This window comes from Reyranella sp. GW821-FHT14A01 (genome assembly GCF_058803965.1).
This window is the reverse complement of the sequence record NZ_JBXAPM010000004.1, coordinates 287,519-301,399: the sequence shown is the minus strand read 5'-3', so window position 1 is coordinate 301,399 and position 13,881 is coordinate 287,519. Positions and strand designations below refer to the sequence as shown.

The 13,881-nt window shown below is 65.4% G+C and carries 15 protein-coding genes; 4 read left to right on the top strand and 11 right to left on the bottom strand.

Annotation, left to right across the window (positions count from 1 at the left end):
* Window positions 1-52: 52 nt before the first annotated feature.
* Window positions 53-1,585, bottom strand: a complete 1,533-nt coding sequence (locus AC1ROX_RS10320) for a terminase (protein WP_493125061.1) — start codon at window positions 1,583-1,585, stop codon at window positions 53-55.
* Between the two features lie 197 nt (window positions 1,586-1,782).
* Here AC1ROX_RS10320 and AC1ROX_RS10315 point away from each other — a divergent pair, with 197 nt between their 5' ends.
* From AC1ROX_RS10315 to leuC, 3 genes are read left to right on the top strand one after another with little or no spacing between them, the layout of a single operon-like run.
* Window positions 1,783-2,637 (top strand): energy transducer TonB, encoded by an 855-nt coding sequence (locus tag AC1ROX_RS10315; protein ID WP_493125059.1) that lies wholly within the window; start codon window positions 1,783-1,785, stop codon window positions 2,635-2,637.
* Window positions 2,634-3,500, top strand: coding sequence for an energy transducer TonB (locus tag AC1ROX_RS10310; protein WP_493125057.1), 867 nt, complete (start codon window positions 2,634-2,636; stop codon window positions 3,498-3,500). Before AC1ROX_RS10315 ends, AC1ROX_RS10310 begins: the two co-directional genes overlap by 4 nt.
* 13 nt (window positions 3,501-3,513) lie before the next feature.
* Window positions 3,514-4,932, top strand: coding sequence for a 3-isopropylmalate dehydratase large subunit (gene leuC / locus AC1ROX_RS10305; protein WP_493125055.1), 1,419 nt, complete (start codon window positions 3,514-3,516; stop codon window positions 4,930-4,932).
* Here leuC and AC1ROX_RS10300 read toward each other — a convergent pair.
* The 7 genes from AC1ROX_RS10300 to AC1ROX_RS10270 form a co-directional block, all read right to left on the bottom strand.
* A complete protein-coding gene (locus AC1ROX_RS10300) occupies window positions 4,929-5,198 on the bottom strand; it encodes a hypothetical protein (protein WP_493125053.1) in 270 nt (89 codons plus the stop codon). The genes leuC and AC1ROX_RS10300 overlap by 4 nt on opposite strands.
* A 166-nt stretch (window positions 5,199-5,364) precedes the next feature.
* Complete coding sequence (locus tag AC1ROX_RS10295; protein ID WP_493125051.1) at window positions 5,365-5,952, bottom strand: hypothetical protein; 588 nt, start codon at window positions 5,950-5,952, stop codon at window positions 5,365-5,367.
* 25 nt (window positions 5,953-5,977) lie between these two features.
* Entirely contained in the window at window positions 5,978-6,445 is a 468-nt protein-coding gene (locus AC1ROX_RS10290; RefSeq protein ID WP_493125049.1) for a hypothetical protein, read from the bottom strand.
* A 92-nt stretch (window positions 6,446-6,537) separates the two neighbouring features.
* Window positions 6,538-7,440: an FkbM family methyltransferase gene (locus AC1ROX_RS10285; protein WP_493125048.1), complete on the bottom strand. Its 903-nt coding sequence runs from the start codon at window positions 7,438-7,440 to the stop codon at window positions 6,538-6,540.
* Between the two features lie 96 nt (window positions 7,441-7,536).
* A complete protein-coding gene (locus AC1ROX_RS10280) occupies window positions 7,537-7,785 on the bottom strand; it encodes a ribbon-helix-helix domain-containing protein (RefSeq protein WP_493125046.1) in 249 nt (82 codons plus the stop codon).
* A 119-nt stretch (window positions 7,786-7,904) separates the two neighbouring features.
* Window positions 7,905-8,441 carry a hemerythrin domain-containing protein gene (locus tag AC1ROX_RS10275; protein WP_493125044.1) on the bottom strand — a complete coding sequence of 179 codons (537 nt, stop codon included), beginning with the start codon at window positions 8,439-8,441 and terminating at the stop codon, window positions 7,905-7,907.
* A gap of 58 nt (window positions 8,442-8,499) precedes the next feature.
* The gene (locus AC1ROX_RS10270; RefSeq protein ID WP_493125043.1) at window positions 8,500-10,674 is read right to left on the bottom strand and encodes a catalase; all 2,175 of its coding nucleotides are present in this window, start codon (window positions 10,672-10,674) and stop codon (window positions 8,500-8,502) included.
* A 159-nt stretch (window positions 10,675-10,833) separates the two neighbouring features.
* Between AC1ROX_RS10270 and AC1ROX_RS10265 the strand changes: the two genes are divergently transcribed.
* Window positions 10,834-11,844 (top strand): patatin-like phospholipase family protein, encoded by a 1,011-nt coding sequence (locus AC1ROX_RS10265; protein ID WP_493125041.1) that lies wholly within the window; start codon window positions 10,834-10,836, stop codon window positions 11,842-11,844.
* A 33-nt stretch (window positions 11,845-11,877) separates the two neighbouring features.
* Here AC1ROX_RS10265 and AC1ROX_RS10260 read toward each other — a convergent pair whose 3' ends face one another.
* The 3 genes from AC1ROX_RS10260 to AC1ROX_RS10250 form a co-directional block, all read right to left on the bottom strand.
* Window positions 11,878-12,444 carry a hypothetical protein gene (locus AC1ROX_RS10260; protein WP_493125039.1) on the bottom strand — a complete coding sequence of 189 codons (567 nt, stop codon included), beginning with the start codon at window positions 12,442-12,444 and terminating at the stop codon, window positions 11,878-11,880.
* Window positions 12,445-12,612: 168 nt separating this feature from the next.
* Complete coding sequence (locus AC1ROX_RS10255) at window positions 12,613-13,131, bottom strand: hypothetical protein (RefSeq protein ID WP_493125037.1); 519 nt, start codon at window positions 13,129-13,131, stop codon at window positions 12,613-12,615.
* Between the two features lie 144 nt (window positions 13,132-13,275).
* A complete protein-coding gene (locus tag AC1ROX_RS10250) occupies window positions 13,276-13,878 on the bottom strand; it encodes a cysteine hydrolase family protein (RefSeq protein ID WP_493125036.1) in 603 nt (200 codons plus the stop codon).
* Between the last annotated feature and the right edge of the window lie 3 nt (window positions 13,879-13,881).

The window sequence follows — 13,881 nt, the reverse complement described above, 5'->3', positions numbered from 1 at the left end:
TCTGCGGGCGATTGCCTGGACCATGACAATGCAGTGGCACTGAGTCCAGCGGTTACAGCTCCGCATGCGGGTCGTAATCCGATTCGATTGCGTTGGTACGGGGCGCGGCCGTTTCGCCGCTTCCCCCGAACCCCGTCTCCTCCGGCAGCTCCGCCACCGGATAGGCGAAGGTGAGCGCGAGGCCGTCGGCATTGTCGGGCGAGGACAGGCCGCGCTTCTTCATGTCCTCCTTCTTCTCGAGCTGGATGGCGTTGTGAAGGTTGAAGCCATATTCGCGGCCCGTCAGCTCGGCCTTCAACTCGGGATCGTCGGGGATGGCGCCCGTCTTGAGCCATTCGCGCATCGAGGCCCACATCTCGGCCGCCTTGTTGGCGGTGAGCGGCATGCCGTCGCCCAGCGTGTAGCGGTCGGCGCGGCCGCCGAAATTGACCCCGACCACCAGTTTGCCGGCCAGCATCTGGCGCACCCGGTCGACGACGCCGGCACCGATGCCGCCCTCGTCGATGAACACCGCGGCGGCGCGGTGCTGGATCGCCTGCTCCGCCACTTTTCCCGACAGGACCATGAGGTCGCGCAGACGCAACTTGATGGCGGGAACACTGCGCGCATCGCGGCCGCGGCGGAACCAGATCGTGCTCTGGTCGTCGCCGCCGCGCGCACAGTCGACGCCGATGACCAGCGGCTGGCGCAAGTGGCTTTCGGCGGGACGGGCCACCGCCTCCTCCACGGTCTCGCCGTCGATGAACTGCATGGCGCCCCCTCTTGGAAATTCACCCTTCACGCGGACACGGAAGAAGTCGCTGTCATCGCCATAGTCGGCCGCCCAGCGCGCGATCTCCTCCTTGTCGGTCAGTGAGACCTTGCGGCCGTCGACCTGTTGGTGCTGCCAGCGATGCCGGAACCGGCCGAAGCATTCACGGAAGCGGCCGGTGTTGCGCGTCGGATTGCCGGTGGCCAGCCACAGGATCTCGGTGTCGCGGTCGGTCAGCGCGCCCTCGATCGTCTCCCAGATCGGATCGGGGATCGCCGAGGCCTCGTCGAAGGCGACGAAGATGCGATGACCCTGGTTGTGCAGGCCGGCGAAGGCCTCGGTGGCCCGCAAGCTCCACGGGATGGCATCGATACGCCAGGTCCGCTGGTGCGCGGCCTCGACGCTGGCAATCGACGTGGCCGCGATCTCGAACCAGTCGGCGCAGACGGCCAGCCGCAGCCACTTGGTGAGTTCGGGCCAGGTCTTGGTCTTGAGCTGCGTCGCCGTATTGGCCGTCACGATCCCACGCGTGTCGCGGAAGGTGGCGAGCGCCCAGACGATGATCCAGGCCACCAGCGCCGACTTGCCGACACCGTGTCCCGAGGCGACGGCGATGCGGACCGCGTCGGAAGCGCCCGCGAGCGATCGGCCGATCTCCGTCAGCACCTCGCGCTGCCACGGCTCGGGGCCTCTATCGTTCGCCAATACCGTCCCCGCCTCGCTCCAGGGAAAGGCGAACAGCACGAAACCCAGCGGATCGTGCGCGTAGGTCCCGATTTCGATTCCGAGCGGATCGAGCTTTGGTGTTGGCGAGGAATTCGGAACGTCGGTCACGATGCCGGTTCCTGATGATCCGGCCTCCGGGTTTGCAAGGGCAAAGAGGCGGGGCTCGCATTTCCCTTCCGAGAAACGGCGCGCGATCGATACAACCTATGCATGACAAGGGTTCGTCTCTAGGATCACCGGAACGGGTGCTGGGAGACCGAAGTGGTGCGTGGGTTGATTTCTGACGGAGCCGGGATTCCGAAGTCGTGCCTTCCCTGGTAATTTTGCTCGTCGCCTTGGCGACACTTTCAGGTACCGGGCAAGCGCGCGCCCAGACGTTTCCGGGTTCCCTCAAGCAAGTCGGGACCTGGACGCTCGTTGCGAACGCGTCTTCGCGGGCGTTTCACAGTTGCTCGATGCGCCGGGTGCAGAGCGACGGCTTCGCCATCTTCATCGGCCTCTCGGCCGGTGGCGTCCAATATTTCGGCACCTCGGCACCGCAATGGGACCTGCAGGCACGTCAGAGCTACCCGCTGTCGCTGAAGGTCGGAGCCCGGCCGTTCACGTTCACCGGCATGGCGATGTCGAACGACACGTTGAGCGTCGACGCCGCGCCGGAGTTCTTCGCCGCGTTGCAATCGGGCCAGACGCTCAGCATCGCCGCCAACCAACGCCACTTCGCGATGGATATCGAAGGCATCGAGGCCGCCATGGCAGGGCTCAGGGAGTGCGTCGCAAACTATAAGAACCGAACCGTGCCGATCGCGCGAGCGGCACCCGGACTTCCCCCGGAAACCAGAATTCGGGCAGCAGCGGAAGCCTCCGCCTTGTCCACGCTTCGCGACAAGGGGTTCGTCGTCAGGAAGTTCGCGCTGCCCGTTTATCCTGCGTCGTCGAAGCTCGCCCAGGAAGAGGGCCTTGCGTATGTGAAAGTGAGGTTTCCCGTAGAGGGCGGTTCTCCGGATGTTATCGCCTTGGAGCGCTCCTCGGGCTATCCGGCGCTCGATCAGGCGGCGATCGATTCGATGAAGGAGATGCGCATCGAACCGTATCTCAAGGACGGCAAGCCGACGGCGATCACGATCGTTCTTCCCGTGCAATTCCGCCTGATTGACCGATGACGTATCGCCCAACGTCTCTGCACCTGGCGCTGCTGTTTGGTGCCGCAATCACATTGTCGGTCCCTGCGCGCGCCCAAATCCAGCACTTTCCGGGCTCGATGGTGCAGGTCGGGTCCTGGACGCTCGTTGCCAGCGCGGCGTCCCGCACGTTCAGCCGGTGCACCATCCGACGGCTGCAGGGTGACGGCTTCGCCCTCTATGTCAGCCTCACGCCGGGCGGGGTGCAGTTCCTCGCCGCCTCGGCGCCTCGCTGGGAATTGAAGCCGCGGCAGGCCTACCCGACCTCGCTGACGGTCGGCAGCCGGCGGTTCACTTTCTCGGGCATGGCCATATCGGCGGACACGCTGACCATCGACGCAGCACCGGAATTCTTTGCGGCCCTGCAGTCGGCCCAGCAGATCGACGTCTCCGCGAACCAGCGCCACTTCACGATGCCTCTCGAGGGCTTCGAGACGGCGACCGCGCGCCTCAAGAACTGCGTCAAGGAATATGCCGGGCGTGAGCTGCCGGGCATTCCCGCTCCGCCAGCGCCGCCCACACCATCAACCGCTCCCCCGACATCGTCAGCCGCGATCGCAGCGACCAGGGGTGGGCCGCCGCTCGTCATGCAGGTCACGCCCAAGCCGTCCTACCCCGACGCATCGCGAATGGCCGGGGAAGAGGGCACTGTGAGGCTCAAGGTGACGTTCCACACGAATGGCGCGCCGCAGTTCATCTCCGTGGAAGAATCCTCCGGCTACCCCGCGCTCGACAAGGCGGCCACGGACGCGATGAAGGAGGCGCGCATCGAGCCCTATGTCCAGGGGGGCAAGCCCACGCCGTTCACGGTTATCATTCCGATCCGTTTCCAGTTGGCTCAATGAGCAGGACCGGCCCATGACGGTCCTGCATCCACGCACTCTCTACGACAAGATCTGGGACGCGCATGTCGTCGAGCGGCTCGGTGGGCGGACCTGCGTGCTCTATGTCGACCGGCACCTGATCGACGAGGTGCACAGCCCGCAGGCGTTCGACGGGCTGCGCCGCGCCGGGCGGCCCGTGCGGCGGCCCGCTGCGACCCTCGCGGTCGTCGATCACAACGTTCCGACGGAAGACCGCCGCAGCGGCATCGCGGAGCCCAGATCGCGGGCGCAGGTCGCGGCACTCGAGGCGAACGTCGCCGCGTTCGGCGTGCCTTACATCCCCTTGCTCGACGCGCGCCAGGGCATCGTCCATGTGATCGGCCCGGAGCTCGGCTTCTCGCTGCCCGGCCAGACGATCGTCAGCGGCGATTCGCATGCCTCGACGCACGGAGCGCTGGGCGCGCTGGCTTTCGGTGTCGGCGCGTCCGAGGTCGAACAGGTGCTGGCGACACAGACGCTGGTGCAGGAGAAGGCGCGCAACATGAAGGTCGAGGCGACGGGCGGCCTGCCCTTCGGCATCTCGGCCAAGGACCTGGCCCTCGCCATCGTCGGAGAGGTTGGCGCCTCGGGCGGCAACGGCCATACGATCGAATTCTGCGGCGACACCATCGCCGGGCTCGACATGGCCGGCCGCATGACCGTGAGCAACATGGCGGTCGAGATGGGCGCCCGCGCCGGGCTGATCGCGCCGGACGAGACGACCTTCGCCTATGTGAGCGGCCGCGAGCGCGCACCTGCGGGCAAAGCGCTCGACCGCGCCATCGACCGGTGGCGTACCTTGCCCTCCGATCCGGGCGCATCCTGGGACAGGGTTGTCAAGATCGAGGCGTCGCGGATTGCGCCGATGGTGACCTGGGGCACCAATCCAGAGGCGGTGGTGCCGATCACCGGCTGCGTCCCCGATCCCGAAGACGAGCCGGACGCCCAACGCCGCGCGCAGCACCGTCGCATGCTCGATTACATGGGATTGGTGCCGGGACAGAGGCTCGCCGGCCTCGCGGTCGACGTCGTGTTCATCGGCTCCTGCACCAACGGCCGCGTGGAAGATCTCCGTGCCGCGGCCGCCGTGGCACGCGGCCGCAAGGTCGCGCCGGGCGTCCGTGCCCTAGTGGTGCCGGGCTCAGGACTGGTGAAACGACAGGCGGAAGAGGAAGGTCTCGACCGCCTGCTCATAGAGGCGGGATTCGAATGGCGCGAACCCGGCTGCTCGATGTGCCTCGCCATGAACGACGACCGCCTGCTTCCGGGACAACGCTGCGCCAGCACGTCGAACCGAAATTTCGAAGGCCGCCAGGGACCGGAAGGCCGTACCCACCTCGTCTCACCGGCGATGGCCGCCGCCGCAGCGGTGACGGGCGCCTTGGTGGACGTCCGTGAGTTGGGCCAGCCTTAGGCTGCTTCGGTAATGTCGAGCTCTTCGAGATACTCGTTCTCGACTTCATAGGTCAGGTTTCCGACGGCGACACTCACGCCGTCCATCACCTCGTCAACTTCGGCACTCGGCACCTGGTACTTTTCCGCCAGCCGATCGAGCACGGTGCGGATCCTGGCCCGAGCATCGGCCTTGTCGCGCCGTAGCGCGTCGAGCTGTTCCTGGGGATCCGCCGGGTCAAGGAAGTAGTGCGCGAGATCCGCGAGAAGCGTCCTTTGCGTTTCCATTTCGCCCTCTGTCATTCATTCGAAGAGTCAACTCCGGATGCTAGTGATTGTTGCGTGACCGGAAGGGCCGAGTGGCAAAAATGCCACGACCGATAAGCGCTCCCCGATGCCCGCATGAAAAAGGGCCCGACGATGCGGGCCCTTTCTCGTTTTCAACGATAGCCCTTTAGCCGGGCCAGTTCGCGCGCATGCGATCAATCTCCGCCTGGCTCGGCCGGTACGGCGGCGCCTTGGGATCGAAGCTCTTCCAGCCGGCGGCGCGATATTCGGCGCCGCGGGCGACCGGGTCGATCGGGCTCGACGTGGCGAGGATCGATTCGATGCGAGCGGCATCGGCATCGGGCACGCGCGCGGTGACGAGGGTGCCGCCGCGCCGCACGGCCTCCGAATAGACTTCGGCGTGGTCGCGGTCGGTGCCGGCATCGGCCAATGCGCCCACGATGCCGCCGGCGGCCGCACCGCCCGCAGCCACCGCCGCAGTCGAAGCGAGCCAGCCCGCCGCGACGACGGGGCCGAGGCCCGGAATGGCCAGCATGCCGAGGCCGGCGAGAAGGCCTGCACCGGCACCCACCGCGCCGCCCATGCCCGCGCCGACGGCTGTCTTGCTCACGTCGTCGACGTCGGCGTATTCGGCGCTGACATACTTGTTGGCAACGATACTGACGTCGCTGCTGGGGATGCCCGCCCGCTCCACGGCGTCAACGGCCGCACGGGCCTGGGCGTAAGTGTCATAAGCTCGGCTAACGGTCTTCATGGGATTGTTCCTTCTTGTTCGGGAGTTACTGGTTGGCCGTAACGACGTTACCCTTGTAGTCGACGGCAACCTGAACCGGCTTGCCGGCCTGCTGCGCGGTGCCGCGCCAGATGCCATCGCCGTCCTTGGCGAGGCCGGTCACGTTGTCGAGACCCTGGGCGACGATGCGATCCTTGGCCTGGCCTTCGGTGAAGGAGTTCGAGCCCTTCAGCGGCGCTCCTGCATCGGCCTGCTTGGCCTTGTAGGCGTCGGACCGGCAGGCATTCATGAACTCGGCCTGCGTGATGGTGCCTTCGGTGGCGACGGTCATGCCGCCGATGCGCATGAACGACAGGTAGCGGACGGCCTCACCGCCAGAGACGGAACCGTCGCCGTTGGCGTCGGCCTTCTTCCACATGTCCGTGCATTCCGCGTCGGTGGCGGCGAACGCCGGGGCACCCGCGACCATTGCAGCAACGGCAGCAACGGCAGCAACGGCAAGAATCTTCATCATGGTCGTTCCTCTCGAATGAAGCTGAGCATTTCAGCCGCCGCCTTAACGGGCCGCGCCGTAATGGTTGCAGTTCGAGAGCGAACGCGAGCCGCCTACCCTCCGCGGCGCAGCAGCCAGTCGCGGTGCTGCTTCGATGCGTGGAAGCTATCGGATTTCTCGAGACCATCCGGCAGCATCAGGTGCTTGTCATAGATAGCCAGCACCGGATTGGCATTCAAAGCGTCGAGCGTGAACGGCAGGACTTCGATCAGCAGATCGGGGCAATAGCGCTCCAGGAGGGGAGCCAACGCCGTCAGCAGTTCCGGCTCGAATCCCTCGACGTCGATCTTGATCAGCGCCCGGTCGGCCGCCGCCAGCCAGCGCGCCAGTTCGGGGGCCGCGAGAACGACGGCGACGGTCTCCTCGACCTTGTCGGTGAAAATCGCCGAGAACTCGCGCAGAAGCGATCCGTTGGTGAGATGTCCGATCGGCTCATAGAAAGCCTGCAGGCCCGAGGTCTCGCCGATCGCCGCTTGGTACGGCACTACATGGTGCGCCTTGTTGGCGGCGACGTTGGCGACCAGCCGGCGATAGGCCTCCGGGGCCGGCTCGAACGATACGACACGCCGCTTCCTGCCTGCGGGCGCCGGACTGTTCTTCAGCAGCGCGTCGAAGAATACCGTGTAGAGACCGGCATTGGCGCCGATCTCGAGAATCAGGTCGTAGTTCGCCGCGACATTGTCCTCCAGCCAGCGAAAAACCGGCGTCTCGTATTCGAGCACGTTCAGGAACAGAGCCTCCTGGTCGAACTCGTTCCAGTGCGGGACCAGCGCGACCTCGGTGCGCTTGCCCAACCGCACCCGGCGTGGCGCGAAGTCCATGTCGGGCCATTCATGGCCGTAGCTGCAGACTGCGTTGCGGACCCGGCGTTGCAGCGGCACCGGCAGGAGGGTGCGGCTGACCCAGGACACTGCCGACACATAGCCGAAGGCGAGCCACTGGGGTCCCCGCGCCAAACGGCCATGCACTGTTCCTGCAATAGTGTTGATAAGCTGCAATCCCCGCCCCCGACTTCGCCCAATTCGCATCATGCCCAAAGCAGGCAATGCCGGCTAGAAGACGAAAGGCTTGGAGATGCTGGAGGTTTCGCTCTTCTGCTCGATGAGGTGCTTGAGGACAAACACTCGCAATGCACTCGACAGATTGTTGCCCTCATCGGCGCGGGCCCGGTCGAGTTCCGTAACCAGGGCGTTGAGCGACAGGCCGCGGGCTCGCGCAATGGCCGTCAGCTCAGTCCAGAAGGCGTCCTCCAGCGAGATGCTGGTGCGGTGACCATCGATGGTAACCGAACGCTTTCCCATCCCTGGAATCTGGCAGCAGGCGCGCCCCGTCTCAAGCACAACCTGCAGGAGAGGTCCGTAATTTCCTGCCGTCGGATAAAAGGCGGCGGGCCGAAGGAAGCCAGCCGCCCATCCACAGCCTAAGCCGACTGTACCGGTTCGCTCTGGGCCAGCTTGTGGCCCGTGAAGGAGCGGGTCTGCGGCGGCGGCAGGCCCGCCTCCTTGAACTTGGCGAGAAGCTGCGCCTTGCGGACCTTCAGCCGTTCACCCAGATCGTCGAGGTCCACGCCGGCATCGCGTGCCTCAGCGAAGAGGCCCTCGGACCGCATCTCCTCTTCCTTGACATGATGCTTGATCAGTTCGGACAGGACCTTGACCTTGGCGTCGTAGAACTCGTGCGACACCGAGCCCTGCAGCAGCTCCGCGATCAGCACCTTGGCGCCGTCATGCTCGACATAGGCTTCGTCGAGCAGGTCCTCGTCCTCGATCTTGCCCTTGCAGGCCGGATAGAAGATCTCCTCCTCGATGGTCGAATGCACCATCAGCTCGGTGCAGATCTCCTTCACGAGGGCAACTTTACGGTCCTCCGACCGGGCCTTCTCGAAGGACTCGAACAGCTCCTCGACCTTGCGATGGTCGGCCTTGAGCAAAGCGACTGCATTTTCGTTCGTAGCCATAAAACCTCCTGTGGAATTGGATTGTTCGCGAAACGGGTTGATCCCCCGGACGTTGCGATCAATTAGGAGCGAGGTTCGACACGCGCCTTGGGAAGCGATGCTGAGCGAGATTGTCCAGCAGCAGGGCGACCAGCCTGTCGTCGCCGACCACGACCCCTTCCGCGTCGGTGACGCCCAACCGATCGAGCAGCGCGCGCGCGTCCTCGGCCGCCGCTATCGGCTTGCCGTGGCGGAAGGCCTCATCGATGAAGCGCTGAGCGATCGGCATGGCCATCAATCCCTCGGCCACGCCGGGCGGCACCAGGACGGCGTCGTAGATCACCGACGGCGCGTTGGGCGCGGCGCGGTTCACCGGCAGCGGCTTGCCGGCGGCATCGATCACGGCACCGGCGGTCGGACCGATCAGTTCCGCCAGTTGCCCCGCCTTCGCGATCGAACCCGCCATCGACTTGATCGCGGCGGAATCCACGCCGTCACCGACCAGCACCGCGATCTTGCGGCCCCGCACCATCGGCGGTGCCTTGTCCATTGAAAGCGCGGGGGAGCGAAGGTCCGCGGCCTTGGGATTGAGCGGCCCGGAGGGCGTCGGCGCGGACGGGGTCGGCGCCTGCGGCGTCCCGGCCGGTGCCACGTCGATGCCGGTCTGGCCCGAAACCATGTCGGCGAGCTGCGGAGAGATGTTGCACAGCAACTCGTTCATCACGCGGTTCCGCACGCCCTGATCGACGACCATGTTCAACTCGAAGGAAAAGGCCGCCGCGATATGGTCCTTCTCCCAGTCGCTCATGCTGTTCCAGAACTGGGTCGCCTGGCTGAAATGATCGCTGAAGCTGTCGCTGCGCTGGCGGAGCTTGGCGCCCGACTCCTGGACCGCGACCGAGCGGAAGGCCGCCGCGGCGGCCGGCGAATGCATCGGGCAGCCGCCGCCCAGGCTGTTGGGGAAATAGGCGACCTTGCCCGGGTTGATGGTGTGGCGGCCGAACCCGTCGCGCTGGTTGTTGTCGACCGGCCGCAGCGAGCGGTTGATCGGCAACTCGTGAAAGTTCGGCCCCACGCGACGCAGCTGGGTGTCGATGTAGGAGAAGAGCCGGCCCTGCAGCAGCGGGTCGTTCGTGAAATCGATACCCGGCACGACATGGCCGGTGTGGAAAGCCACCTGCTCGGTCTCGGCGAAGAAATTGTCTGGGTTGCGATTGAGCGTGAGCTTGCCGACCTTGCGGACCGGTACCAGTTCCTCGGGTATGATCTTGGTCGGATCGAGCAAGTCGAAGTCGAACTTGTGCTCGTCCGCCGGTTCGACGATCTGCAGGCCCAGCTCCCATTCCGGGAAGTCGCCGCGCTCGATCGATTCGAAGAGGTCGCGGCGCTGGAAGTCCGGGTCGCGCCCCGTCAGGAGGTGGGACTCGTCCCACACCATGGAGCAGACGCCCTTCAGCGGCTTCCAGTGGAACTTCACGAAGCGCCAGCCGCCCTCGGCATCGACCAGGCGGAAGGTGTGGACGCCGAACCCCTCCATGGTGGCAAAGGTGCGTGGCAGCGCCCGGTCGCTCATCGCCCACATCAGCATGTGGGCGCTTTCCGGCGTCAGCGACACGAAATCCCAGAAGGTGTCGTGGGCCGACGCGGCCTGCGGGATCTCGTTGTGAGGCTCCGGCTTCACCGCATGGATCAGGTCGGGGAACTTGTTGGCGTCCTGGATGAAGAAGACCGGCATGTTGTTGCCGACCAGATCCCAAACACCCTCCTGTGTGTAGAACTTGACCGCGAAGCCACGCACGTCACGCGGCGTGTCGGCCGAGCCACGCGAGCCCGCCACCGTCGAAAAGCGCACGAAGACCGGCGTCTGGACCTTGGGATCCCGGAAGACCTGCGCACACGAGAGCTCGGACAGATCTTCATAGACCTGGAACACGCCGTGCGCCGCCGCGCCGCGCGCATGCACCACGCGCTCGGGGATACGCTCGTGGTCGAAATGCGTGATCTTCTCGCGCATCAGTATGTCTTCAAGCAGCGTCGGCCCGCGCACCCCGGCCTTCAGGGAATTCTGATCGTCGCTGACACCGACGCCCTGGTTGGTCGTCAGCACGTTGCCCGGCGGCGCCGTATCGGGCCGAAGATCGCTCGTCTTGGCCGTTTCCTGACGCGCGGCGTTTTCCTTGTCGAGGGGCGTGTCCTGCCCTGCCGTGCGGGGAGAAGAAGGAGCCATCGGCGGCGGTACGGGCTTCTTGGCCATGGGTTGGTTCCATTCGGTTATGCGTGAAGAGCGCTGCCAACGGCCTTCGATGGGGCCGGTTGCCCTGCTTTCGGCATATTCTCGAAAGCGTCATGCTCGCGACGTCCTCTGCGACGCCGTGTGGCCGCAACTCATGCTGCAGTGCACCGTTGGCGTGACATGATGGATCAACATGTCGCGCTCGTCCTGTCCGGTGGCGTTTCCCTCGGCTCGTATCAGGCCGGCGCCTGGGAAGCGTTGCAGGATGATCCCGCGCTTCGGATCACCTGGATCGCAGGCAGTTCGGTCGGAGCCGTCAACGGTGCGCTGATCGCCGGATCATCGCCGGACAGTCGGCTGAGTACGCTTGAGGGATACTGGCTGAAGGGCACGGCGTGGAATCCGCAACTCTTCCCCCTGCCTTTCACGGCTCTTCGGCACTCGGCCAACTGGCTGAGCGTGCTCCAGGCCCCCCTGTTCGGATCGCCGCGGCACTTGCATACCAGCGTGCCTCTCCTACCCTTTGCCAGCTTCTACAGTCTGGATCCCACCGTCTCGTTTCTTCGCGCGCACGTGGACTTCGGTCGGCTGAATGGCGGCGATCTCCGCTTTACGGTTTGCGCGACCGACATCGAGACGGGTGACGCCGTCTATTTCGACACCGGCAAGGGCGACCGCATCGGAATCGAGCACCTGCTGGCAAGCTGCGGCTTCCTGCCCGAATTCGCACCCGTCGAAATCGCAGGCCGATTGCTGGGAGACGGTGGCCTGATCGCCAACGCGCCGGTCGAACCGATCCTCGACGAGGTCGAGGGCACGGAGGCGACGGTGCTGGTGCTGGATCTGTTCGATCGGCAGGGCCAGCGGCCGACCGGACTCGAATCGGCTCTGGCCCGGAAGAATGCACTGGTATTCGGCAACCAGACTTTCGCCCGTCTGGATTTGTATCGCCGCCTGTGGAAGCGGCTGTCGACAGTTCATCCCTCGGTCCTCTACCTCAGCTACCAGCCGGTCGCCGGGGAAGCGGGTGCCGAAATGCCCTTCGATTTCTCGCATGCGACCGCCGAGCGGAGGTGGCGGTCGGGATTTCTGGATGCACGCGCCGCGATCGAACAGCTGGAGCCGGCGCGTTCTTCGGGGGAGATCGTGTCGGTTGTTCGTCGCCCGCAAAAAGAGGGCGAGGCAGCCTAACGTCTCTCCCCCTCGTCGAACGCGAACGTCCTCTTACCGACGACCTCCGCCGCCGACATTGGGCCGCAGGGCGGGCGAATCGCTGAAGACGACCTCGAACAGCTCGCGGAAAAGCAACGACACATTCGGATCGTCTGGCGTCGAGGCCGGCGTCCAAGCGGTCGTCATCGACATCACCATGTCGTTGCGACAATAGACGGCGAACAGGTTCACGACGCCCGCCCGGCCCGGCTGGAAGCGTGTGGTGCCCTTGCAGACGCTCTCGCCGTTCAGATCGTTGGCGGCATTGGACACCAGGACCAGTCGATAGTCGGGACGCGGCTCCTCGAGCGGTGCGTCATACGTGAACCTGAGCGCGGGCCTCGGCTTGGCGGCCTGCATCACCGGCAGCAGACCGGCGGCCGCCTGTTCGGGCGGCTGTGGGGGAAACGGATTTCCAGCCAGGACGACACGGAAATACTTGCCGTCGGACGCCGTCCAGAAATCCCGGTAATCGTATTGAACCGCATGGAAGGTGCCGCCGATCGTTGCGGCTCCAGCAGAAGCAAAAGGCAATGCGGCGGCGGCAGTTGTCGCCAGCGCCATCAGAAAACGCTTCATCGAGTGCATCGTATCCTCGCTTGTGGAGAGAAGCCCGATGTACGCGCAACCGACCGAAGGGTCGGTTTGCGCGCGTACAATGGAGAGGACCTATATTCTTCGCGCGAGGTTGATCCGAGGCGGCTGCCGACACGTATAGGTCCATTCCCGCCTGCATCCGGCCCTCTTCTAGGCGTCGCCCCAGCGCAGTGTCTGCGCCGTGGCGTCGCGCTCGCGTTCGCGCCGACGGCGGCCGGCATAGCGATTGTCCGTTTCGCCACCGATCGCCACGAGCTGCTCATGGATCGCCGCGCAGAGAGCGAAGTCGCGGCGGCTTGCCCATCCTTCGGCATCCTCGACCGCGGCCCGTGCTGCAGCAAGACCTGCAACCGCGTCGCGATCCATCCGGCTCTCGAACAGGCAAAGCACCAGGCTGTCGCTCCGCGCGCGGGAAGTGGTCGCTGCGTGCGCCCCGGCCAGCTTCAACCTGGTGCAGACCCTTGCCATGAGATTGACGCCCTCGCGAAGACGGTGGGAATCGAAGGGGTCGTCGGCCACCTTGCCACCAAAGAATGAATCTTCGAGGTTGACAACCAGAAGATGTGCCTTCGCCGGAGTCTGCGAGAGGTCAGCCCATGAAACTTTTGGCAAGGCTTCCTCCTGCACATGCTTCGACCTTGGGAAGAGAAGGATGACAGGATCGGCCATCGATCGCCGTCCGGCGGCGAACCCAAAGAAAAGCCCGTCCACGCAAAGCGGGACGGGCACAGGGAGCAGCTCGGGGGTAGGAAAGCGACGGGATGATGTCGCAGGCTGCGCAACCGGAACGGCACCCCTGCACCGAAGGTTGCATCACCAGCGACGCAGAAGCTGCTCCGTGGTCGTCGCCTCCACTTGCGAGGCGAAGCGGGCCTGGAAAAGGTTGACCAGCGCGTCGTGCGCGCCGTCACTGGTGCTGCACAGTGCGTCCGTCGGCAGCACGATGCGGAAGCCGAGGTCGATCGCCTGCATCACCGTCGCCAGCACGCAGACGTCCGTCTCGCCGCCGGTGACGACCAGCGTCGCAATACCGCGACGCTTGAGGGCCGCGGCAAAGCCTGTGCGACTGAAGACGGAGTTGGCCGGCTTGTCGATCGTGCGGGCCGGCGGGACCAGGCGAGCCAGCGGCTCGACCAGTTCGAGCAGGCCGGGATCGAGCGCCTCCCGTGTCATTTGCGGCCAGCGCTGGTAGTAGGCGCGCCACGCGCCCCCGGCCGCGCCGGGGGTGACCGGTGGCGCGAAGCGGGTGAAGACGGTGCGGTTGGCATGCCGCTCCGCGATCTCGACGACCGCCGGAAGCACACGCGGCAGCCAAGGCACTTGCCAGGCAGTCTCTTCGGCAAAGAGACGCTGCATGTCGACGCAGAGATGCAGTGTGGTGTCGGCCTCCAGCAGAAAGGCCGTGTTGTCCTTCACGGC

Bases quoted from the DNA above. Each gene is read 5' to 3' on its own strand.
- AC1ROX_RS10290 (WP_493125049.1), bottom strand. From the start codon at position 6,445: ATGATGAAGATTCTTGCCGTTGCTGCCGTTGCTGCCGTTGCTGCAATG.
- AC1ROX_RS10255 (WP_493125037.1), bottom strand. From the start codon at position 13,131: ATGGCCGATCCTGTCATCCTTCTCTTCCCAAGGTCGAAGCATGTGCAG.
- AC1ROX_RS10270 (WP_493125043.1), bottom strand. From the start codon at position 10,674: ATGGCCAAGAAGCCCGTACCGCCGCCGATGGCTCCTTCTTCTCCCCGC.
- AC1ROX_RS10280 (WP_493125046.1), bottom strand. From the start codon at position 7,785: ATGGGAAAGCGTTCGGTTACCATCGATGGTCACCGCACCAGCATCTCG.
- AC1ROX_RS10295 (WP_493125051.1), bottom strand. From the start codon at position 5,952: ATGAAGACCGTTAGCCGAGCTTATGACACTTACGCCCAGGCCCGTGCG.
- AC1ROX_RS10300 (WP_493125053.1), bottom strand. From the start codon at position 5,198: ATGGAAACGCAAAGGACGCTTCTCGCGGATCTCGCGCACTACTTCCTT.
- AC1ROX_RS10310 (WP_493125057.1), top strand. From the start codon at position 2,634: ATGACGTATCGCCCAACGTCTCTGCACCTGGCGCTGCTGTTTGGTGCC.
- AC1ROX_RS10265 (WP_493125041.1), top strand. From the start codon at position 10,834: ATGATGGATCAACATGTCGCGCTCGTCCTGTCCGGTGGCGTTTCCCTC.
- AC1ROX_RS10275 (WP_493125044.1), bottom strand. From the start codon at position 8,441: ATGGCTACGAACGAAAATGCAGTCGCTTTGCTCAAGGCCGACCATCGC.
- leuC (WP_493125055.1), top strand. From the start codon at position 3,514: ATGACGGTCCTGCATCCACGCACTCTCTACGACAAGATCTGGGACGCG.
- AC1ROX_RS10260 (WP_493125039.1), bottom strand. From the start codon at position 12,444: ATGAAGCGTTTTCTGATGGCGCTGGCGACAACTGCCGCCGCCGCATTG.